Here is a 20,460-nt window from a genome sequence, read left to right as displayed (position 1 = left end):
CTCTTATCAAACAACCAAGCGTTTGTTTGATTATTACGCATTTCCGGCACGTTAGTGTGTTAGCCGCGCCACCTGAATTTTTTCACACATGTGAAGAAGGGATTTACCCCAAATGCACCTCTCGGACGCACAGACCATACCGCAGCTGCTCATCAGCATGGCGGAACGCGGAGACCACCCCGCCGTGGTCTCCGGTGACACCGCCGTCACCTACGCCGACCTCAGCAGCCGCATTACCGAGGCATCCCGGGCTTATCTCGCCCACGGCATCCAGCCCGGGGACCGCATTTGCCTGTGGTCCCCCAACCGCCTGGAATTTATTGCCGCCATGCTCGGCGCGCAGGCGGTCGGGGCCGCCGTCGTTCCCCTGAACACGCGTTACACCGGCCACGAGGCGGCCATGATTCTTCGACGTTCCGGCGCAGCTGCCCTGGTGGTTGCCAACAAGTTCCTGGGCCGCCGCCCGCTCGCCGCGCTGTCTGCAGCTGCCGCGGACGCCGCAGATCTGCCCGAGACGGCGGAAGCTCCGGACGGACGTGCCCTTCCGGTTCCCGGCCTGCCGGCACTGCGGCTCGTCATCGACCTCGACCTCGACCTCGACGGAGACGGAGAACCGGAGACAACGGAACTGACCAGCTGGAATTCGTTCCTGGCGTCCGGTGCCGGCATAGGCGCAGACCGGTGCGCGGAGGCGCTGAATGCCGTAAAGCCCGACGACGTCGTGGACATCCTCTATACCTCGGGGACAACGGGACTGCCCAAGGGAGTCATGAGTGCCCAGCGGCAGACCCTGGGTGTGGCCCGCGCCTGGGCAGCCGGCGCCGACCTCTGCCCCGAAGACCGGTACGCAGTGGTCAATCCGTTCTTCCATGGTTTCGGATACAAAGCCGGAATGGTCGCATCACTTCTTGCCGGTGCCACCATCTACCCGGTGGAAACTTTCGACGCTTCGCAGCTGCTCGAGCTGATCCAGGCCGAACGGATCAGCGTCCTGCCCGGTGTTCCCACCATCTTCACCTCGCTGCTGAATCATCCGGACCTGGCCGCCTATGACACATCCTCGCTGCGCTTCGCCATTGCCGGCGCCGCAGCGGCGCCGGAAACCCTGTTCCGCGACATGGTGGAGGTGCTGGGATTCAGAAGAGTGGCACAGGCCTACGGGCTGACCGAGTGCGTTGTGGCCACTCTTTCCCGGCCCGGTGAATCCCTGGAGCACGCCAAGCAGACGACGGGCCCCGCAGTGGCCGGCACCGAGATCCGAATTGTGGACGCCGGCAACAGGGAGCTGCCGATCGGCGAGGACGGCGAGATCCTGCTCCGCGGCGACAATGTCATGCTCGGATATTTCGAAGATCCCGAAGCGACCCGGAACGCCGTCGACGGCGACGGCTGGTTCCACACCGGTGACATCGGCCGCCTGGACGAGCACGGATGCCTGAAGATCACTGACCGGCTGAAGGATATGTTCATTGTGGGCGGGTTCAACGTCTACCCGGCGGAAATCGAAAACGTGCTCCGCCAGCATCCGGCCGTAAACGAATCCGCAGTGGTGGGCATTGACGACACACGCATGGGATCCGTGGGCCGCGCCTACGTTGCCCTGCTGCAGGATGCAGATCCAATGCCCACGGCGGATGACCTCCTGGCCTTCTGCAAAACCCGGCTGGCCAACTACAAGCTGCCGCGCGAATACGTTATCGTCAACGAATTTCCCCGCAACGGCACGGGCAAAATCATGAAGTCGGAACTGCGGGGACTGGAACCCAGCGCCGGTTGACCGCTGGCGGGCGCCGCAGATGAGGTACACAATGGACTCCGGATCTTTCGGGTCCCCTACCCACTTCTCTCGGAAACGGCAGTTATACATTTTGAGCAATCTCAAACCCGGCACTTTCCAGCCGGACACCATCAAGCCCTGGCCAGCGCTCTGGTCCCTGGTTATCGGTTTCTTCATGATCCTGGTGGACTCCACCATCGTTAATATCGCCACCCCAGCCATCATGGAGGACCTGGGCGCCGGCCTGGACCAGGTCATCTGGGTGATCAGTGCCTACCTGCTGGCCTACGCGGTCCCGCTGCTGATTACGGGACGGTTGGGCGACCGCTTTGGCCCGCGCCGGGTCTACCTCATTGGACTGGTGGTGTTCACCCTGTCCAGCCTCTGGTGCGGCTTCGCGAACAGCGTGGACGCCCTGATCGTGGCTCGCGTCTTCCAGGGTTTCGGTGCCGCGCTGATGACCCCGCAGACCATGTCCGTGATCACCCGCATCTTCCCGCCGGAAAAGCGCGGAACCGCCCTCGGGCTCTGGGGCGCCACCGCCGGCGTGGCCACCCTTGTTGGCCCTATCCTGGGCGGCGTCCTCGTAGACGGGCTCGGCTGGGAATGGATCTTCTTCATCAACGTTCCCGTCGGCGTCGTCGGCTTCATCCTGGCCTACCGCCTGGTTCCGAAGCTCTCCACCTCCGTACACCGCTTCGACTACCTCGGCGTGCTGCTCAGCGCGGCGGGCATGTTCGCACTGGTCTTCGGCATCCAGGAAGGCGAGAGCTACAACTGGGGCACCATCGCCGGACCCATCTCGGTCTGGTCACTGATCATCGCCGGCGTCGTCCTGCTGGCCCTGTTTGTCCTCTGGCAGCGCCTGAACCGCGCCGAACCGCTGCTTCCGCTGAAGCTTTTTCGGGACCGCAACTTCTCCCTGGCCAACATCTCCATCACCGGAATGGGCTTTGCCGTGACGGCCTTCTCCCTTCCCCTGATCCTTTTTGCCCAGAACGTGCGCGGGCTGAGTCCCACCCAGGCCGCGCTGCTGCTGGCCCCGATGGCGGTTCTGTCCGGCGTCCTGGCGCCGATAGCAGGCAAAACCGTGCAGCGAGGCAACCCCAAGTTCATTGCCGTGTTCGGTTTCGCCGCCATGGCGGCGTCGCTGATCTGGCTCGGCGCCCTGCTCAGCCCGGATGTGCCGTACTGGCAGCTGGTCCTGCCGATGCTTCTGATGGGCCTGGCGAACGCCTGCATCTGGCCCTCCGTGTCGCTGACCGCCACCCGCAATCTGGCGCCCGACGTCGCCGGCGCCGGGTCCGGTGTCTACAACACCACCCGCCAGTTCGGCGCAGTGATCGGCAGCAGCGCCATTGCCGCAGTCATGACGTCACGGCTGAGCGCGCACCTGGGCGGCGGCGCGGCCGACGGCGGGACAGCACCGGCCGCGGGTGCCTTCCCGGAGGCGCTGAAGGCCGGATACTCCGAGGCAATGGGCCAGTCGCTGTACCTGCCGGCAGCGGTGATTATCGTGGCGCTGCTGGCCTCGCTGTTCTACGCCAAGCCCGCACCGGAGCTGACGTCCCGCGGTGCCGGCCGGGAACCCGCCAAAAGCGCCGGCACCGCGGCCGCCGCAGCCAAAACCACGGCGGAGTAGGGTCCGGGCCGAGGCAGCGTCTTCGGCCCGCCCCCCCTTCGGCTAACTCAGCCGCTCCAGGACCATCGCCATGCCCTGCCCGCCTGCCACGCACATGGTTTCCACCGCAAACTGCTCGTCGCGCTCCTGCAGGGCATGGATGGCCGTGGTGGTCATGCGTGCACCGGTCATGCCGAACGGATGGCCCAGCGCAATGGCCCCGCCGTTGACGTTGACCTTATCCGGGTCGATGCCGATGTCATCAATGGACGGCAGGACCTGGGCGGCAAAAGCTTCATTGAGTTCCATGATGTCCATGTCGGAAATGGACATCTTCGCGTTACCCAGGGCGCGGCGCACGGCTTCGACCGGGCCCAGTCCCATCAGTTCCGGGGTCAGGGCTGCAACCCCGGTGGAAACAATCCGTGCCAGCGGGGTCAGGCCCAGCTCAGCGGCACGCCGGTCGCTCATGATCACCAGGGCGGCGGCGCCATCGTTCAAGGGGCAGCAGTTGGCGGCGGTGACTGTGCCGTGCTCGCGGAACACCGGCTGCAGCGTGGAGAGCTTCTCGAGCGTGACGCCCGCACGCGGCCCGTCATCCTCGGAGACCACAGTTCCGTCGGCCAGGGTGACCGGCGTGATGTCTTTCGCCCAGAAGCCGCGTGCCGCGGCGGCCTCGGCGCGGTTCTGGCTGCGCACCGCCCACTCGTCCTGTGCGGCGCGGGAGACGCCGCGCAGCTGGGCAACGTTTTCCGCGGTGTCACCCATGGCGATGTAGATGTCCGGCAGTTCGCCGCGTTCGCGGGGATTGCTCCAGCGTGCCTCCGGATCCTTGGCCTGGGCGGCGGTGCGGTTCATCGCATCGAAGTATGCCGGATTCTTGGTGTCCGCCATCCCGTCGGATTTGCCGAGGCCAAAGCGGGACACGGTCTCCACGCCGGCGGAGATGAACACGTCGCCCTCGCCTGCCTTGATGGCGTGCAGCGCCATCCTGGTGGTCTGCAGCGAGGAGGAGCAGTACCGGTGCACGGTGGTTCCGGGAACGCTGTCCAAACCTAGCTGCATGGCAACCATGCGGGCAATGTTGTACCCCTGCTCCCCCGCCGGCTGCGCGCACCCCATCATCAGGTCCTCGATGCTGGCCGGATCCAGTCCGGGAACGGCGTCGAGTGCCGCGCGCACCATCTGGGCCGCGAGGTCATCGCCGCGCATTCCGCGCAGCGAGCCCTTGTGGGCGCGGCCAATCGGCGAACGGACTGCAGAAACAATTACCGCTTCGGTCATCAGTGTGCTCCTTCTGGTTCTGTGAGGTTCAGTAAAGCTGCGTTGGGAGTGTGCGCCAGGAAGGCGGGCCACTCGCCGCCGCCGTCCACATCCAGGACGGCACCGGTGATGTGGCTGGAGAGCGGCGACGCCAGCATGACGACGGCGTCTCCGATCTCCCGGGGATCGGCCAGCTTTCCGCGGGGAATCGTTGCCGCGACCCGGGCATAGCTTTCAGCGTCGCCGTAGTGGTCCGCAGCGCCTTCAGTGGCCACGAGCCCGCAGCTGACGGCGTTGACCCGGATCTGCGGCGCCCACTCCACGGCCAGGCTGCCGGTCAGGTTCTCCAGTGCTGCCTTTGCGGCACCATAGACGGCTGTGCCCGGGCTGGGCCGGCGGGCACTGATGGAGGTGATGTTGACGATCGAACCGCCCTGTTCCTGTCCCATCATCACCGGGTGCACGGCGCTGACCACGTGTGCGGCGGAGAGGAAGTTCAGTTCAGTAATGGCCCGCTGGTAGCGTGCGGAGCCGCTTTCGAAGCGTCCAAAGGGAGAGCCGCCTGCGTTGTTGACCGCAGCATCGATCCTTCCCCGGCGGCCTACGACGTCGGCCACCCAGCCGCGCACCTGTTCGTCGTCGCGCACGTCCAGGCGGCTGAAGTGCACCGAGGGCGAGGCCAGTCCGGGTGCCTTCGGGTCCGGCTCGGTCCGGCCGCAGGTTTCCACCACGGCTCCGGCCGCAACGAACGCGTCCACAATGCCGGCACCCACGCCGCGGGCCCCTCCTGTGACAAGTACGACCCATCCGGTGAGATCGATAGTGATCGACATTGGTTTCCTGCCCTCTTCTCGCAACGGTGCGGATGGTTTACCGTACCAAACAAGTGCTTGTTTGTCGCATGGTGATAAAGTCTGACCGCACAGGGCCAGGGAGGGCAGGACAAATGACAGGTATTCCGGAACCGGCGACAGATGAACGTCCGCCGTTGCTGCGCGAGCACACCCGGCGGCTGAGCTACGCTGACACCGATCCCGCCGGGATTCTCTACTACGCGGCCTGGTTTCCCCGCATGGAAGCACTGCAGACGGAATGGCTGTTCCTGCAGGACCTGCGGCAGGACACGCTGCTGGAGAGATTCGGCTGGTGGACTGTCTCACGGGCAACGCACTGCGACTACCTCGCCGCCGCCCGCCTCTTCGATGAGATCACCATCGAACTGCGGCTGGGCAGGATCGGCACGTCCTCGGTGCGCTTCGACTTCGAAATGTGGCGCCGTGCCGATGAGACACTGGTGGCCACAGCCTCCAATTGGCTGGTTACGGTGTCAGCGGACCAGCGTCCCGTCCGCATCCCCGAGATCCTGCGCCAGTGCCTTGCCGGCTGACCCCTGATGCTCCGCCAGCAGCTCCTGGAGCCGGCCGCTGCGCGCCAGTTCCAGGTGCATCTCGGTCTGGCGGAGGGCCGAGTACAGGAAGAAGCCCTCAAGCCGGTCCCGGCCGGGCGTCCAGTGAAGCCGCTGCGCGTACTCCCACACCGGGGCGTTCCCCAGCTCCGGCAGCAGGTCCGCCACTGAACAGGTGCGGCGCAGGTGGTGCGCTGCGATATCTTCTGCGCGCGCAGACAAACCGCGGAAACGGTACTCGTGGCCGGGTAGGACCTCATAGTCGTTCCACCGCCGCACCCTCTGCAGCGAGGCCAGGAAGTCAGGAAGCGGGTGGGTATCGGGAAGGGCACCCAGCCCCACTCCGGAGTAGATCTGCGGCAGGACGTGGTCACCGCCGTAGATGACCTGACGGTCGTTGTCGACGAAGCACAAATGTCCTCCGGTGTGGCCGGGCGTCGCCAACGGCATCAGACGGTGGCCGCCCAGATCCAGCGTTTGATCATCCTCGAGCAAAAGGTCCGGTTCAACATCAGCGAACAGGGGCGCCCGGCTGAAGGAGGCTTCCAGCTCTTCCCGGCGCTCCGCCGGAACACCCCAGTCAGCCAGGAGCCGTGCATAGGCCTCCCGGTCGCGCCGCCACGGGCCCAGCTGGTGAACCAGCACCTCACGTTCGGCCCGTGAGAAGGCAATTCGCGCACCGGTCATGCTCCGGAGCCGGTCAGCGATGCCGAGGTGGTCCGGATGATGATGCGTGGCGATGATCGTGGAGAGCTGCTCGAGAGCCAGGCCGATCGATTCCAGGGATGCACGGAGGGCCGCCAGGTTCCCGGCCGAATCCCAGCCCGGATCCAAAAGGTGGAACGCTTCGCCGGAGATCAGGACGTAAGTGAGCGTGTAGCTGACACCTCCTCCGGGGATGGGCGCGGCGATGGCCCAGACATCCCGTGCCACCTGTTCCGGCTCCGGGAGCCGCCCGGCCCGCAGGGCAGCATGCTGCGCCGCGCTGGTGGGCCGGACACCTTCACTGCTGGTTCTGCCCGCCGTCATGACTGCTCCCAAGGATTAATGGTGCGCAGCGAAGCGGAAAACAGCACCTCTCCAACGCTGTCCGGCGCCGCGGGATCGGCATTGATACTGCGTTCAGCTGCCCGGATGGCTTCACCGGTGGACACCGGATCACCGTCCAGGTACAGCAGGCGGATGCGCAGTCCGCCCGGAGGTTCCTCCACCACCCCGCTGAACGGCAGCGTGCCGTGCTGCTGGGGGTGGCTGAAGGAAAAAGTCCAGGCTCCGGCCACTCCGCCGACGTCGAGGAGCTCCGGAATCAACCGTGTATCTTCCCAGGAAAAGCAGTCGTGGGTCCGGCGGCCATGCGGGTCGGCATGGCGCGTCAGGGTGAGGTGCAGTCCGCGGTTGGGGCGGTAGGGCAGCACATCCGGCCCCACCAGCACCCGAGGCGCCGCATAGCCCTTCACCGGACGGAAGAATGCCAGCAGCGGGCGCCGAACACCGGGAATGATGGGGCCGCGCCCCCATTGGAAAGAAGCTTCACCGAGGCGGTCCCACGCTGCGACGCTCTCCTGGACAGGATCTCGAAACCAGTACATCGCGACGTAGTCGGTGGCGCTGACAGGTGATTTCCCCGCCGGCCCCTGCGGGAGCTCCTGCGCGAATTCCTCCGCAGGCCCGGGGTCCTCCTCCCGGACCCGAGCCCATCTGTCGCCCCAGGCCACGCCGGGCAGCGCGAGGTTTTCCGGCAGATGGTCCATCTGGTGCCAGCGGTTGTAGGCCGCGTGCGAGGAGGGATCGGTAAGTTCAACGAACGAAAAAAATGCCAGATCGGCGAGCATCGGCTTCCCTCTGTAGCGGGCACGTGTGTGGTCAGGCTAGCAGGGTGCCCGCCGCCGTGAAGCTGCTGGCCGGCTCTCGCCGTCGTCCGTATTCCACCCAGTGGGACCAACCTCAAGCGCCATGAAACTTCGCCTAGCGTAAACCGCAACGAGTAGTGACACATTGAGAGGATGCCGTGCGAACGTACGCAGAAGTGGTTCGAAACCGCGCACAGGACGGGCATGTCGGCCTTCGCTTCGAGGGGCGGAGCTGGACCTGGGCCGAGGTGGTCGCGGAGGCTTCGGCGAGGGCGGACATCCTGGCCGGAATGGAGCCGGGCGTTGGCCGCAGCCAGATCCACGTGGGCATCCTGCTGCAGAACACGCCGGACTTTGTCTTCTGGCTCCTGGCCGCAGCGCTGAGCGGCGACGTAGCCGTGGGCATCAACCCCACCCGGCGCGGCAGCGAACTCACACACGACATGGCGCACGCCGACTGTGACCTCCTCATCAGCGAACCCCTGTACTTGGAAGCGGAAGACCGCCCGGAACTGCCCCTGCCCGCCGGCCGTATCTTCGACGTTGAGTCCGAACACTATGCTCAGCTGCTTGCCGCCCATGCCGGCGCTCCGCTGCCGGCGGAACTACCCGATCCCGCCTCGCTGTACCTGCTCCTGTTCAGCTCCGGTTCCACGGGAGCCCCCAAGGCAGTGATCTGCACGCAGGGCCGCCTTGGTGCCCTGACCCTGACCATGAAGGACCGCATTTCACTGCACCGCGCGTCGGTCAGTTACCTGCACCTGCCCCTCTTCCACGGCCACTCCATCATGATGAACCTCGCCACCGCCGCGGAAGTCGGCGCCACGGTGGTGATGGTGCGGAAATTCTCCGCCAGCCGTTTCTCCCGGGACATCCGCGACCACGGAATCACCTTCCTCAACTACGTGGGACGCGTGCTCAGCTACGTCCTCGCCCAGCCCGAGGACCCGGCCGACGGCGAGAACTCCCTGGAAGTGGCCTTCGGTTCGGAGGCATCCCCGGCCGAGGCTGCGGCCTTCCGCAAACGGTTCAACTGCGAACTGCGGGAAGGATTTGGCTCCAGCGAGGGAATTGTCCGCATTGTTCCGGTGCCGGGGGCGCCGTCGGACTCCCTGGGACTTCCCGCCTCCGGGATGACAGTGGAGATCCGTTCCGACGACGGCGCCGAGTGCCCGCGGGCCCGGTTCGGTTCCGGCCGCCGGCTGCTCAACGCGGAGGAAGCCATCGGAGAGATCGTGGTGGTGGGAGCCGGCCCGCGCTTCGAGGGCTATTACAACAATCCCGGAGCGATGGCCGACCGCCTGCGTTTTGGCGGGGAGGACTTCTGGACCGGGGACCTCGCCTACCGGGATGAGGAAGGGTACTTCTACTTCGCGGGACGCACATCGGATTGGCTCCGCGTGGACGGTGAGAACTTCTCCACCGCACCCGTGGAACGCATCATTTCGGCCTATCCGCCGGTATCCGGCGTCCATGCCTTTGCCGTTCCCGATCCGCAAACCGGCGACCAGCTCATGTGCGCCCTGGTCCTCCGCCCCGGCCACAGCTTCGATCCGGAGGAGTTCGCCGCTTTCCTCGACGCCCAGCCGGCCCTCGGCACCAAATGGCGCCCCGCCTTTGTCCGCATCATCGACAAGGCGCCGGTCACCGCGAACGAAAAGATCGACAAGGCGCCGCTGCGCCGGACAGCGTGGGAGGCCGACGGCGTGTGGCGGGCACAGGACCGCACCAGCCCGTTCCTGCCGCTCACTGATGACCAGCGCGAGGACATTCGAGCGGAGTTTGTTGCCGCCGGCCGCATCAACTCCCTCCCGGCTGCGTCGCAGGACTTTGTCGGGGCAGGTGTCTGATGACCACCGTTGACAACTCGGACCGTACGTTCAGTACCCTTGGCGCCGACGAGCTTCAGCGCTTTGTTGGAACGGTAGCCGAACCTCCCCGCGTTGCACGCTACGGGGTGTCGGAGGCGATGATCCGCAACTGGGCCGAGGCCCTCGATGACCGGAACCCCGTGTACGTTGACGGTGCCGCCGCTCGCGGAACGGGCCGCAGCGGCATCATTGCTCCCCCGGCCATGGTTTCCACCTGGGTCATGTCCGGTTACCGCCGCTGGCGCGAAGTCCAGCGCGCCCGGACGGAGGGCGTGGTTGAAGCCACCCCGTACGCCGAGCTGCTGTTCCTGCTCGACTCGGCCGGATACACCTCAGTGGTCGCCACTCAGATGGAGCAGGACTATGAGCTGGAACTGACCGTGGGCATGGAAATCACCTGCCACATCACGATCGATTCTGTTGTCGGGCCCAAAAAGACCGGACTCGGTGAGGGCTTTTTCATCACGCTCGGGAAACGCTATGAAGACGCCGGACAGCACACCGTAGCTGCCGAGAAGTTCACGCTGCTGCGGTTCCGGCCCAAGGAGAATTCATGACAGCCCCAGACACTCAGACAACGCCGGGTACGGCCGTTCCGCCGATCGTTCGCACGCATGACAATGTGTTCTGGTTCGACGCCGCAGCGGAGGGCCGCCTGGTGATCCAGCGCTGCACCGATTGCGAAACGCTCCGCCATCCGCCGGCCCCCGCATGCCCCCGGTGCCGGTCCTTCGAGTGGGACTCGGTTGAATCTTCACGGCAGGGAACCCTGCACAGCTGGACCGTGGTGCACCATCCCAAGGACCCCGCCTTCACGTACCCGCTCCTGGTGGGTCTTGTCGATCTGGATACCGGCACGCGTCTGGTGGCCGACTTCGAACCCACTGACTTGGCCGACCTTTCGGCGAACTGCCCCGTGGAGGTGTACTTCGCCGAGCATGCCCGCGGTGAGATACTGCCCCGGCTGCGGCTCACAGGAACCAGCAGGCAGGACACCGCACAACAGCAGCAAGGAGCCTCAGAAGCATGAACGGAATCACGCCGGGCGCCCAGCTGCCCGAGCTCGACATTCCGGTTGACCGGTCCCTGATCGTCGCCGGAGCCATCGCTTCGCAGGATTTCGAAGACGTGCACCACGATCCGGGCGCGGCAGTGCGCCGCGGATCTCCGGACACTTTCATCAGTATCAACACCACCAACGGCCTGGTGGGGCGGTACATCACCGACTGGGCCGGGCCCGGCGCCCGCCTGCTGTCGGTTGCCCTCCGCCTGGGCATGCCCCTGTACCCCGGCGACGTCCTGCACTTCACCGGTGAAATCACCGGGCAGGACCCGAAACAAGTCACCGTTAAGGTCACCGGTTCACATCACCGCGGAGCCCATGTCACGGCGACCGTCAGGCTTGCCCTGCAGCAGGAGGCGGCAGCATGAGCGGGTTCTCCGGCAAGGCGGCCATCGCCGGCATCGGTGCCACTGAATTCTCCAAGGACTCCGGCCGCAGCGAGTGGCGGCTGGCCTGCGAAGCCGTGCTGGCTGCGCTGGCCGATGCCCGGATCGGCGTGGAGGAAGTGGACGGTTTTTCCCTGTTCTCCATGGAAAACAATCCCGAAATTGCCGTGGCCCGGGCCCTGGGCATCCCGGAGCTGAAATTCTTCAGCCGTATTCCGCACGGCGGCGGCGGTGCCTGTGCTCCGGTCCAGCAGGCGGCCATGGCCGTGGCCAGCGGAGTTGCCGACGTCGTCGTCGTATACCGTGCCTTCAACGAACGCTCCGGCCACCGCTTTGGCGCCGGGCCGCCGCAGTTTGCCTACGCCAACACCACCGACCAGGAATACCGCAACTGGATCAACCCGTACGGACTGCTGACGCCAGCGGCCCAGGAAGCGTTCCTGGCCCGGCGTTACATGCAGGAGTTCGGTGTGACCAGCGCCGACTTCGGCCAGATATCAGTGCTGTCCCGCAAGCACGCGGCCAACAATCCGCGGGCCTGGTTCCACAACCGCCCCATCACCATCGAAGACCACCAGGCGTCGCGGATGATCGCTGACCCGCTGCGCCTGCTGGACTGCTGCCAGGAAACGGACGGCGGCCAGGCACTGGTGATCGTCAGCGCCGAGCGCGCCCGCGACCTGCCGCATCCGCCGGCCATCATCACCGCCGCCGCACAGGGCGCGGGGCCGCAGCAGATCTCGATGAGCAGCTACTACCGGGACAAGATTGATGAGATGCCGGAGGTTGAACTGGTGGCCCGGCAGCTGTGGCAGCAGGCCGGGCACGGTCCGGAAGGCATTGACGCCGCCATCCTGTATGACGCATTTACGCCCATGGTCCTGCTCCAGCTCGAAGAGTACGGCTTCTGCAAGCGCGGAGAAGCCAGGAACATGGTTGCCGACGGCGCGCTGGAGGTCACCGGCACCCTGCCGATCAACACGCACGGCGGCCAGCTCGGTGAAGGCTATCTGCACGGCGTGAACGGCATTGCGGAGGGCGTGCGGCTCATCCGCGGCACGTCGGTCAACCAACCGCCCAAAAATCTTGCCAATGTGCTGGTCACCGGCGGATCCCCCGTGCCGCACAGTGCACTCATCCTTGCCACCGACCACTGAAGCCAGGAGCGACAATGAATCCCGATCTTTCACCCGCATCGAAGCAGCTGCGCGCTGATCTGCGCGCCTACTTTGCCCGGACCATCAGCGCCGAGGATGCCCGCGACCTCGTGGAACAAACTGAAGGCGGCCCCACCTTCAGCCGGATCCTGAAGCAGATGGGCGCCGACGGCTGGCTGGGCCTTGGCTGGCCCGTGGAATACGGCGGCCGCGGCGAGGATCCCGAAGCCCAGTTCGTGTTCTATGACGAAGTCATCCGGGCCAACGCCCCGCTGTCCCTGGTCAGCCTCAACACCGTGGCCCCCGCGCTGATGAAGTACGGCACCGCGGAGCAGAAAGCATTCTTCCTGCCGCCGATCCTGGCCGGCGAGCTGATGTTCGCCATCGGTTATTCGGAGCCCGGTGCAGGCACCGACCTCGCCTCGCTGCGCACCACGGCGCGGATTGAAGGGGATGAGCTGGTCATCAACGGCAACAAGCTCTACACCAGCGCCGCCATTTTCGCGGACTGGATCTGGCTTGCCGTCCGCACGGATCCGGACGCACCGCGCCACAAGGGCATTTCCGTTGTCATGGTGCCCACCACGGCGCCGGGGTTCTCCGCCACAGAGATCCACACCGTGGGAGGCATCAGCACTGCGGCCACCTACTACGAGGACGTCCGGGTGCCGCTGAGCAACGTCGTCGGCGAACTCAACGAGGGCTGGCGGATGATCACCAACCAGCTCAACCACGAACGCGTGGCGCTGGCGGCCCGCGGCGGGATCGCCAACGAGCTGTTCAGCCAGGTCCTGGACTGGGCGCGCACCGAACCGTACGGTTCAGGCCGCGTCCTGGATATTCCGTGGGTGCGCTCAACCCTCGCTGAGGTGTACGCATTGCTCTCGGCGACAGAGCTGGTGAACCTCCGGCTGGTGGCCGACGTCGCTGCCGGAACCCTGGGCGGCGGCGACGCAGCCGCAGCAAAGGTGATCGGCACGGAAAGCGTGGTGGAGGTTTACGGCAAGCTGCAGGAAGTGCTGGGGGTGGCCGGACTCCTGCGGACCGGATCCACCGGCGCCGCCATCAACGGCCGGGTGGAAACACTGGCCCGCCGCGCCCAGAACAACACCTTCGGCGGGGGCAGCAACGAGGTCCTTCGCGATCTGGTGGCCGCCAAGGCGCTTGGAATGACAGTTGCGGCCCGCCGCCAGGAGAAGAAGGAAGAGACCAATGCAGTTCGAACTCGATGAGGACCTGCGCGAGGCAGCGCAGCTTGCAGGGGAAGTCTTTGCACAATTGGCCGGCACCGTGCGGGTCCGGGAGGTGGAATCCCGCCGCGGCGGCCACGACGAGGAGCTGTGGGGAATCCTCGCTGAAACCGGAATCCTCGGGCTGGCGCTGCCGGAGGAACACGGCGGTTCAGGCCTGGGAATGCTGGGCCTCGTAGCCGTACTGGAGCAGCAGGGACGGCGGGTTGCCCCGGTTCCGTTTGCCGCCGCCGTCGCCATGGCTGCCTTGCCCCTGGTGAGCTGGGGAACGCCCACCCAGCGGGACCGCTGGCTCCCCGGGTTCCTGGAGGGAAAGCATCTGGTGGTGGGGGCCATCGATGCCGGCGTGGACGGTGACTACGCTGTCCGCGGCGAACGTGACGGCGACGGCTGGCGGATCAGCGGCACGCTGACTGCTGTGCAGGGTGCGGCACAGGCCGCGGCCCTGCTGGTTCCGGTGATGACGGACGACGGCGTGCTTGCCGTGCTCCTGCCGGCGGACCGGGACGGTGTTCAGCGCGAGAGCGTTTCCATGACGAACCATGCAGCTGCCGCGGCGGTCACGCTCACTGCGGTGCACATCGGCACGGACGAGGTCCTCACGGGCGGCGGGGCGGCGATCGCACAGGCCCGCATGCTGGGACGGATCGCCCTGGCTGCCATTCAGTCGGGGGTCTGCGAGGAAGCAATCGCCATCACCGCGGCGTACACCTCCGAGCGGATCCAGTTCAACCGCCCGCTCTCCGCCAATCAGGCGGTGTCGGCACGCGCAGCGGACGCGCATCTGGACGCCGAGCGCATCAAGCTCACCACCCGGCGGGCCGCCTGGCTCGTTGACCGGAACGACGACGGCGCGGAAGCGGCATCGCTTGTTGCCTCCTGGTGGGCGGCACACGGCGGGCTACGCGTTGTCCATGCCACCCAGCACCTGCACGGCGGCATGGGCGCCGACGTTGACTACCCGATCCACCGGTACTTCCTGTGGGGCCGCCAGAACGCGTATTCGCTCGGCAGTGCGCCGGTGCTGATGGCCGAACTCGGTTCCATGCTGGAGACCGTGCCCATGATCGGAACACCGGCCTAAGTTTTCCCGGAGTGTTGCCCGCGGCGGCGGCGAAACAGAGCTTTTGCTTCGCCGCCGCCTTTTGCCCTGCCGGGTGCCGGTCAGCTGCTGGCCGGGTCAGCCGGCGTGAAGAACGCCGCGATATTGTCGGCTTCAGCCTCGACGGTCTCCGCAGGGACCAGGTCCCCGGCCTGGCTGGTGAGCAGCGAGGTCCATTTGTCCAGGATCTGCTGGGCGGTACCTGATGTGTACAGGTCGGCCCTCAGGGTGGCAGTCTTCTCCTCTACCAGGGCCTTGAATCCAGAGTCCGCAAGGAAGCGGCTGGACAACGGATTGTCGGTGCCGCCAGTGCCGCCAGGTCCACCGGCGGCGCCGGGCATGCCGGCATCTTCGGGCATCGTGCCGTCAGCGGGCAGCTGGGTACCGTCCGGGGGCGTCATCCCGTTCGGGCGTGTCATTCCGTCCGGGCGCTGCAGGCCTCCGGGCATTGCAGCCTCCCCCGTTCCTCCGGGTCCGCCGGCGCCGCCCGCCATGGCACCGAAGGCAAGGTTCAGGTCCCACGTCACTACGGTCATCTTGCCGGTGTCGGGGTCGTACCGCAGGTAGGAGTTGTTTCCCGGGCCGTCGATATCGTCCATGTTGCCCATCAGGTCCTGGGCGGCCAAATAGGTGGCGAAGGCATCCACGTCCAGGTGCTCCCCAAGGTGAGCGCTGAACTCCTCGTTGGTGGAGTTATTGACGAAGTCGAGGAACTCCACCAACGGTTCCAGCCCCTCCTCCCCGGCCTTCTCCTCGAAGACGTCCTGGTATTCGTCCGGGTTGTCCCCGCGGTAGCTGTAGTCCCCGCCGCTTTCCGCCTTGTAGATGCTGCCCTCGCTTCCAAAGGTGTCTTCATTCCACAACTCATCGTCCGGGCTTTCAATGATGAGCCGAAGCTGCCCGGCGCTGCCGTTGACGCTGAAACGGGCTGCGGATGCCTGAAGGGTCGCAAGGTTGGAAGCGCCGGTCAGTTCAAGGGCAAGAGCCTCGTTTAATGAGGACTCGCTGTTATTGCCGCGGACCACCAGGTCCGTGCGCCCCTGGTACTGCTGCCCGTCCACGAACTTATCCAGACGGATCAGCCAGGGAAGGGACTGAGGAGATTCAGCGGTGCCGTCCCCGTCGCCGCTCTCCTGCGTCCCATAAGGATCAGTGGTGGTTTCGGTGTCAGCACCGGGCTCAGCATCAGCCTCAGCATCGGGGACGGCCTGCTGCGCTGTTCCGCCGGTTCCGCGGCCGGAGAGGGACATAAGACTGGAGTTGCCCTTGAGTCTCAGCCCCACATTCTCCAGCGTGGTCCCGTCAATAGTTACTGATGCGGAAATCCAGTCCTTGTCCCCTGAGTCCGAGTATGCGGCGAGCATGGCCTGATACTCCTCATCGCTGAAGCTGACGCTGACATCATGGACGGTGGAATCGTCAAAGAACGGCAGTGACTCTGAAGCGGCGGTATCCGCTGAAGATACGCCGGCAGCGTCCGTGCCCGGAGTCGAGCAGCCGGCCAGGCCCACGGCAGCGGCAAGGGAAACAGCTGTCAAAGCCGTTCGCGGTCATGGTGAGCCGGAGGGCCTGCCGATTGCCGATCCGGGCTGTGCGTACCTGTTGAACGGCGGGGTGGAAGAAAACACAGTGATACTCCTTGAATGAGGGAATTGCCCGGAGGGGCTAGGCGGCAGCTGCCGGACGCAGCGGGAAATCGTTCATGAGGGTCCGGTGCCACCGGTTGGCAGGCAGCGCGGGATTCAGTGCTGCCAGACCGGTGGCGAATTTGGAAATGCGGGAGGGCCGGACACCGTGCTCCCACAGATGGCGGTCCAGTGCTCCTGCCGTGGAACCTGATTTCGTTTCTACAATGACCTTCCGGTCCAGCGTCCAGCCGGAGCGGCCCGGCACGGAGCAGGTCACATCAGAATCGATGGTGGCGCGGCTTCCGGATCCGGGAAGGTAGAGCGTGGTCCGGGCATAGGCGGTTTCCAGCACCGGGTACAGCTTCTCCGGATCCGGAAAGGACCCCACGGCTGCGAGGGTTTGCAGGATGTAGTCCCGGCCCTCGGCGGTGATACGGCTGCGGTCAGCCAACGCGTAGGGGATCCGTTCCTTGACCGTGGCGGCACGGGCTCCTTCCGTCTTTACTTCAAGGAAGCTCATCGCACTGTCCACGTATGTGCGCGTCCTGATTTTGTAACGACGGCGCCGGCCGTAGGCGGCCAGCAGGTAGCTGTCCCGCTCAGGGGTGTCGAAGTACACGGAGTCGTAGGTGAAGGAGCGGCGCCCATCCATTTCCAGCACAAGCGCGCGGTTCGGCAAGGTGCCCAGGATGCGGTCAGCCAGTTCGCTGTCCACCAGGTATTTGCGGTCAACCCGGGTTTGGAGGGCTGCGGCAGTGTTCAGGTCTTCTAGGCTGACGGAGGACAGAACATCAGCGAAGGTCAGGCGGAAGGGTGCAGGTACTGCCCGGCCGCTCATGAGATGCGCGCGGGGAAGGCGGGATCCGCAGGCTGTTCTGCGGTGACGGGCCGGCCTGCGGGGACTGATCGGCCGGAGGGATCCGAGGGGGCGGAGAACTTGACGTTCACGAAGGTCTTGTCGTTGACCAGATCCAGTTCGGTCACGGTGGCGGAGTGGATTGTCCCGCCCAACACCTCGGACAGGCGGGTATACAGCTCTTCTTCCCTGGCGATGGCGCGGTCCAGGACAACGGTCTGGTGCCGGTACGCCGGAAGGACCCGAGGGTGGTCGCCCACAAACATAACGCCCAGGATCAGGGCCATCAAAGCAGGAGCCAGCCACAGCGGGCTGCTGCCGATGCCGGAAATCAGGCCCAGTGCCAGTGCCGAGAAGTAGTACGCCACCTCATGCTGCTCCAGCTCCGTGGAACGCAGCCGGATGATGGAAAGCACCCCGAACAGCCCCAGTCCCAGTCCGGCGCTCGCCGCTGAGCCGCTCAGCGATGCCGCCACGGCAAACACCCCGATGTTGATGCCCAGATAGGAGACAGCCAAGTCCCGCCGGCGGTGCCGGCGGAGGTACAGGCCGAAGGTCAGCAAAAAAATAGCGGCGAGATCCGCCGCAACCATGATCAGGATATTCATTAATGGCTCTTTCAAAAGGTCAGATGGGGTGCCGAACCATCCTGTCGCAGGGACCTATGACAGAGCTGTGGAGAAGCCCAGACGCGCATATGCGCCTGGAATTGATGTTGCCGTTATGGCAAGGCGACTTGCGGACAGGCCCGTGGATTCGGGACGATCAAGGCTGATGAGTCAACCGGCGCTCTCCCGCGCCGTGTGGACCGGAAGGAGCTGGACGGGCCATGGAGCACGATTTCGACAAAGACTATTGGGAACATCACTGGGAACAGGGCGCCCAAGCCCAGCCCGGAGTTGAACCCGGAACACCGGAAGCTGACCAGCCGAACCCGTACCTGGATCATGAGACCGCCGACCTGACGCCGGGCACTGCGCTGGATGCCGGCTGCGGAACCGGCACTGACGTAATCTGGCTGGCCCGGCACGGCTGGCAGGTGACCGGCGCCGACATTTCCCGGACCGCCCTGGATCAAGCTGCCGCCCGGGCGGCAGCACAGGGCTTGGACGTCGACGTCACCTGGATCGAAGCGGACCTCGTATCCTGGCAGCCCGAGCATCCCTTCGACTTGGTCACCACCGCTTACGCACACCCGGTGATGGAACAGCTCGCCTTCTACCGGCGCGTGGCCGGCTGGGTTGCGCCCGGCGGCACGCTGCTCATCATCGGGCACCGGCACGACGGCGGCGCCGCCGGACACGGGGAACAGCCCCCGGCAGAGGCAACCGTCTCCGTTTCCCAGACAGCCGCCGCACTGGACCCCGCCCAGTGGCTGATCGATACCGCGGAAGAGCACGAACGCACAGTCACGGCCCCGGACGGAACCGGCCATGTCCTTCACGACGTCGTCGTGCGGGCAACCCGGATCACAGAGTAGGCGCTCCTTCCGCGCCTACGCGACGCGCAGGTCAATCTCCCCGGGCGCGGCGCCGTCGGCACCGAACACCAGGTGCCGGTTGGCGATTTTGTCCGTGAAGAACCGGTCGTGGCTGACCACCACCACAGCTCCCGGGAAATGCAGCAGGGCCCGTTCCATGACCTGTGTGCTGGAGAGGTCCAGGTGGTTGGTGGGCTCATCGAGCAGCAGCACGGAGGCGCCGGAGAGCAGGCACTGGGCCATCGCAACGCGCGCCTTCTGCCCGCCTGAGAGGTTGCCGATCTTCTGCTTCAGGTCCGCCTCGGAGAACTGGAACATGGTCAGGAACCGGTTGACGGATTTCTTGGTGGCGGTCAGGGCCAGGCTGTCCGGCATGGCGTTGACCGAGTGGGTGACGGTGTCGTCGTCGTCGAGCTCCGCCAGCACCTGGTTGTAGGAGACCATCTTCGCCCCGTTTGCCCACACCACCTTGCCGGCGTCGGCCTTTTCCTCGCCCGTCAGGACCCGCAGCAGCGTGGTTTTGCCGCTGCCGTTGGCGCCCAGGACCACCAGCCGGTCACCGCGGCGAATCTCGAAACTCAGGTCCTGGAACAGCGTCCGGTCCCCGTAGGACTTGGCCACGGACTCCACCCGGCACAGATTGTCCTTGACATGCAGCCCGCCGTAAATTTCCGTGATGATCTGGTCCACGGGCCGCGGCGCGCGGGCCCTCTTGATCTTCGCGAGCTTGCTGTCCAGGGCTCCACTGCCGGATTTAGCTGCCTCGCGCCGGTCCGAAATACCTTCGGCCTCAAAAGCCAGAAGCTCGGATTCGTGCACAAACTGGGAGGCCAGTGCCTTGAGCCGGAACTGTTTCTGGATCACATATTCGCCGAAGTTACCGGGGTATTCGTGCAGGTGATAGTTCTCCACCTCGATGATGCGGGTCACCACGGCGTCCAGGAACTTCCGGTCGTGGGAGACGACGACGGCGGCACCGCGGAAGTCCCGGAACCAGCCTTCCAGCCACTCCACGCCGGCAACGTCCAGATAATTGGTGGGTTCATCCAGCAGCAGCACATCCGGGGCTTCCAGCAGGATCTTGGCCAGGGCTGCGCGGTTGCGCCAGCCGCCGGAGAGGGCGTCGATAGGGCAGGTCCGGTGTGCTTCGCTGAAGCCAAGCGTGGTCAGGGCGGCATCGATCCGCCGCGGATAGTCCCAGCCGTCCAGCCGGTCCATGGTCTCGAACAGTTCAGACTGGCGGCGGATCAGCTTGTCCAGCGCCTTGGGCTCAGGGTCTGCGGCAATGGCTTCATCAATGGAGGCAAGCTCGGCTTCCGTGGCCTTAATCTCCACGAACAGGGCGTCCAGGACCTCGGTAATGGTGGATTCGCCGTTGAGCTCGGAAAACTGGGAGAAGTAGCCGATCTTCAGGCCCTGCTCCAGGGTCACGGTGCCGGAGTCAGGAACCACCTGTTCCAGGATCAGCTTGAGCAGCGTGGACTTGCCGGAACCGTTCTTGCCGATCAGCCCCACCCGGTCCTTCGGTTCCAGGCGGAAGAAGGCCTCGCGCAGGATCTGCGTCTTGTCGAAGCCAACGTTGACGTCCTGCAGCCGGATCAGGCTCATTCGGGGGTGTCCTCTCGGGGATGGAAGCTGGTGAACGGTGCCGGCAGGCGTTAGGACCGCACAGCCGGGTTGTTCCCGTTGACCAGCCACTCATCATATCGGCTGCAGGACAGCGCCCGTTTCCCGAAAGCGCAGCTTCCTGC

At 65.5% G+C, this 20,460-nt stretch carries 19 protein-coding genes; 11 read left to right on the top strand and 8 right to left on the bottom strand.

The genetic code is table 11. The features are described 5' to 3' along the window. Window positions 1-112 precede the first annotated feature (112 nt). Window positions 113-1,777: an AMP-binding protein gene (locus tag ACIQXM_RS13810; RefSeq protein WP_400932438.1), complete on the top strand. Its 1,665-nt coding sequence runs from the start codon at window positions 113-115 to the stop codon at window positions 1,775-1,777. Between the two features lie 91 nt (window positions 1,778-1,868). Beyond that, complete coding sequence (locus tag ACIQXM_RS13805; RefSeq protein ID WP_400932436.1) at window positions 1,869-3,419, top strand: DHA2 family efflux MFS transporter permease subunit; 1,551 nt, start codon at window positions 1,869-1,871, stop codon at window positions 3,417-3,419. 42 nt (window positions 3,420-3,461) lie between these two features. On the opposite strand, the gene ACIQXM_RS13800 is transcribed toward ACIQXM_RS13805, so the two are convergent. Together ACIQXM_RS13800 and ACIQXM_RS13795 are read right to left on the bottom strand one after the other, a co-directional pair. Then, window positions 3,462-4,682 carry an acetyl-CoA C-acetyltransferase gene (locus ACIQXM_RS13800; protein ID WP_400932435.1) on the bottom strand — a complete coding sequence of 407 codons (1,221 nt, stop codon included), beginning with the start codon at window positions 4,680-4,682 and terminating at the stop codon, window positions 3,462-3,464. Beyond that, window positions 4,682-5,494 carry an SDR family oxidoreductase gene (locus ACIQXM_RS13795; RefSeq protein ID WP_400932433.1) on the bottom strand — a complete coding sequence of 271 codons (813 nt, stop codon included), beginning with the start codon at window positions 5,492-5,494 and terminating at the stop codon, window positions 4,682-4,684. Before ACIQXM_RS13795 ends, ACIQXM_RS13800 begins: the two co-directional genes overlap by 1 nt. A gap of 113 nt (window positions 5,495-5,607) precedes the next feature. On the opposite strand from ACIQXM_RS13795, the gene ACIQXM_RS13790 reads away from it, so the two are divergent. Further along, window positions 5,608-6,048, top strand: coding sequence for an acyl-CoA thioesterase (locus tag ACIQXM_RS13790; RefSeq protein ID WP_400932431.1), 441 nt, complete (start codon window positions 5,608-5,610; stop codon window positions 6,046-6,048). Here the strand turns inward: ACIQXM_RS13790 and ACIQXM_RS13785 are convergent. Then, window positions 5,989-7,095 carry an MBL fold metallo-hydrolase gene (locus ACIQXM_RS13785; protein ID WP_400932429.1) on the bottom strand — a complete coding sequence of 369 codons (1,107 nt, stop codon included), beginning with the start codon at window positions 7,093-7,095 and terminating at the stop codon, window positions 5,989-5,991. The two genes, ACIQXM_RS13790 and ACIQXM_RS13785, sit on opposite strands and share 60 nt — an antisense overlap. Beyond that, the gene (locus ACIQXM_RS13780) at window positions 7,092-7,898 is read right to left on the bottom strand and encodes a hypothetical protein (RefSeq protein ID WP_400932427.1); all 807 of its coding nucleotides are present in this window, start codon (window positions 7,896-7,898) and stop codon (window positions 7,092-7,094) included. Before ACIQXM_RS13780 ends, ACIQXM_RS13785 begins: the two co-directional genes overlap by 4 nt. 176 nt (window positions 7,899-8,074) lie before the next feature. Between ACIQXM_RS13780 and ACIQXM_RS13775 the strand changes: the two genes are divergently transcribed. From ACIQXM_RS13775 to ACIQXM_RS13745, 7 genes are read left to right on the top strand one after another with little or no spacing between them, the layout of a single operon-like run. Continuing rightward, a complete protein-coding gene (locus tag ACIQXM_RS13775) occupies window positions 8,075-9,766 on the top strand; it encodes an AMP-binding protein (RefSeq protein ID WP_400932425.1) in 1,692 nt (563 codons plus the stop codon). Next, on the top strand, window positions 9,766-10,344 hold the full coding sequence (locus ACIQXM_RS13770) for a MaoC family dehydratase N-terminal domain-containing protein (RefSeq protein WP_400932423.1): 579 nt from the start codon (window positions 9,766-9,768) through the stop codon (window positions 10,342-10,344). The genes ACIQXM_RS13775 and ACIQXM_RS13770 overlap by 1 nt, the downstream gene beginning before the upstream one ends. Continuing rightward, window positions 10,341-10,817: a Zn-ribbon domain-containing OB-fold protein gene (locus ACIQXM_RS13765; RefSeq protein WP_400932421.1), complete on the top strand. Its 477-nt coding sequence runs from the start codon at window positions 10,341-10,343 to the stop codon at window positions 10,815-10,817. The genes ACIQXM_RS13770 and ACIQXM_RS13765 overlap by 4 nt, the downstream gene beginning before the upstream one ends. Further along, window positions 10,814-11,218: a hypothetical protein gene (locus ACIQXM_RS13760; protein WP_400932419.1), complete on the top strand. Its 405-nt coding sequence runs from the start codon at window positions 10,814-10,816 to the stop codon at window positions 11,216-11,218. Before ACIQXM_RS13765 ends, ACIQXM_RS13760 begins: the two co-directional genes overlap by 4 nt. Next, window positions 11,215-12,393 carry a lipid-transfer protein gene (locus tag ACIQXM_RS13755; RefSeq protein ID WP_400932417.1) on the top strand — a complete coding sequence of 393 codons (1,179 nt, stop codon included), beginning with the start codon at window positions 11,215-11,217 and terminating at the stop codon, window positions 12,391-12,393. Before ACIQXM_RS13760 ends, ACIQXM_RS13755 begins: the two co-directional genes overlap by 4 nt. Before the next feature lie 14 nt (window positions 12,394-12,407). Continuing rightward, window positions 12,408-13,625, top strand: a complete 1,218-nt coding sequence (locus tag ACIQXM_RS13750) for an acyl-CoA dehydrogenase family protein (protein ID WP_400932415.1) — start codon at window positions 12,408-12,410, stop codon at window positions 13,623-13,625. Then, window positions 13,606-14,727, top strand: a complete 1,122-nt coding sequence (locus tag ACIQXM_RS13745) for an acyl-CoA dehydrogenase family protein (RefSeq protein ID WP_400932414.1) — start codon at window positions 13,606-13,608, stop codon at window positions 14,725-14,727. The genes ACIQXM_RS13750 and ACIQXM_RS13745 overlap by 20 nt, the downstream gene beginning before the upstream one ends. Before the next feature lie 80 nt (window positions 14,728-14,807). Here the strand turns inward: ACIQXM_RS13745 and ACIQXM_RS13740 are convergent, their stop codons facing one another. The 3 genes from ACIQXM_RS13740 to ACIQXM_RS13730 all read right to left on the bottom strand — a co-directional run bounded on the left by ACIQXM_RS13740 (window position 14,808) and on the right by ACIQXM_RS13730 (window position 17,837). Continuing rightward, window positions 14,808-16,283, bottom strand: coding sequence for a CotH kinase family protein (locus ACIQXM_RS13740; RefSeq protein ID WP_400932412.1), 1,476 nt, complete (start codon window positions 16,281-16,283; stop codon window positions 14,808-14,810). 127 nt (window positions 16,284-16,410) lie between these two features. Beyond that, window positions 16,411-17,211: a polyphosphate polymerase domain-containing protein gene (locus ACIQXM_RS13735; RefSeq protein WP_400932410.1), complete on the bottom strand. Its 801-nt coding sequence runs from the start codon at window positions 17,209-17,211 to the stop codon at window positions 16,411-16,413. Further along, window positions 17,208-17,837, bottom strand: coding sequence for a DUF4956 domain-containing protein (locus ACIQXM_RS13730; protein ID WP_400932408.1), 630 nt, complete (start codon window positions 17,835-17,837; stop codon window positions 17,208-17,210). Before ACIQXM_RS13730 ends, ACIQXM_RS13735 begins: the two co-directional genes overlap by 4 nt. A 221-nt stretch (window positions 17,838-18,058) precedes the next feature. On the opposite strand from ACIQXM_RS13730, the gene ACIQXM_RS13725 reads away from it, so the two are divergent. Then, window positions 18,059-18,709 carry a class I SAM-dependent methyltransferase gene (locus ACIQXM_RS13725; protein WP_400932406.1) on the top strand — a complete coding sequence of 217 codons (651 nt, stop codon included), beginning with the start codon at window positions 18,059-18,061 and terminating at the stop codon, window positions 18,707-18,709. Between the two features lie 15 nt (window positions 18,710-18,724). On the opposite strand, the gene ACIQXM_RS13720 is transcribed toward ACIQXM_RS13725, so the two are convergent. Further along, window positions 18,725-20,317: an ABC-F family ATP-binding cassette domain-containing protein gene (locus ACIQXM_RS13720; RefSeq protein ID WP_400932404.1), complete on the bottom strand. Its 1,593-nt coding sequence runs from the start codon at window positions 20,315-20,317 to the stop codon at window positions 18,725-18,727. Window positions 20,318-20,460 lie beyond the last annotated feature (143 nt).

Source organism: Arthrobacter sp. NPDC097144, assembly GCF_044762205.1.
GTDB lineage: Bacteria > Actinomycetota > Actinomycetes > Actinomycetales > Micrococcaceae > Arthrobacter_B.
Note: the sequence above shows the minus strand (reverse complement) of the source record. Positions and strands in the feature narration are given on the sequence as shown.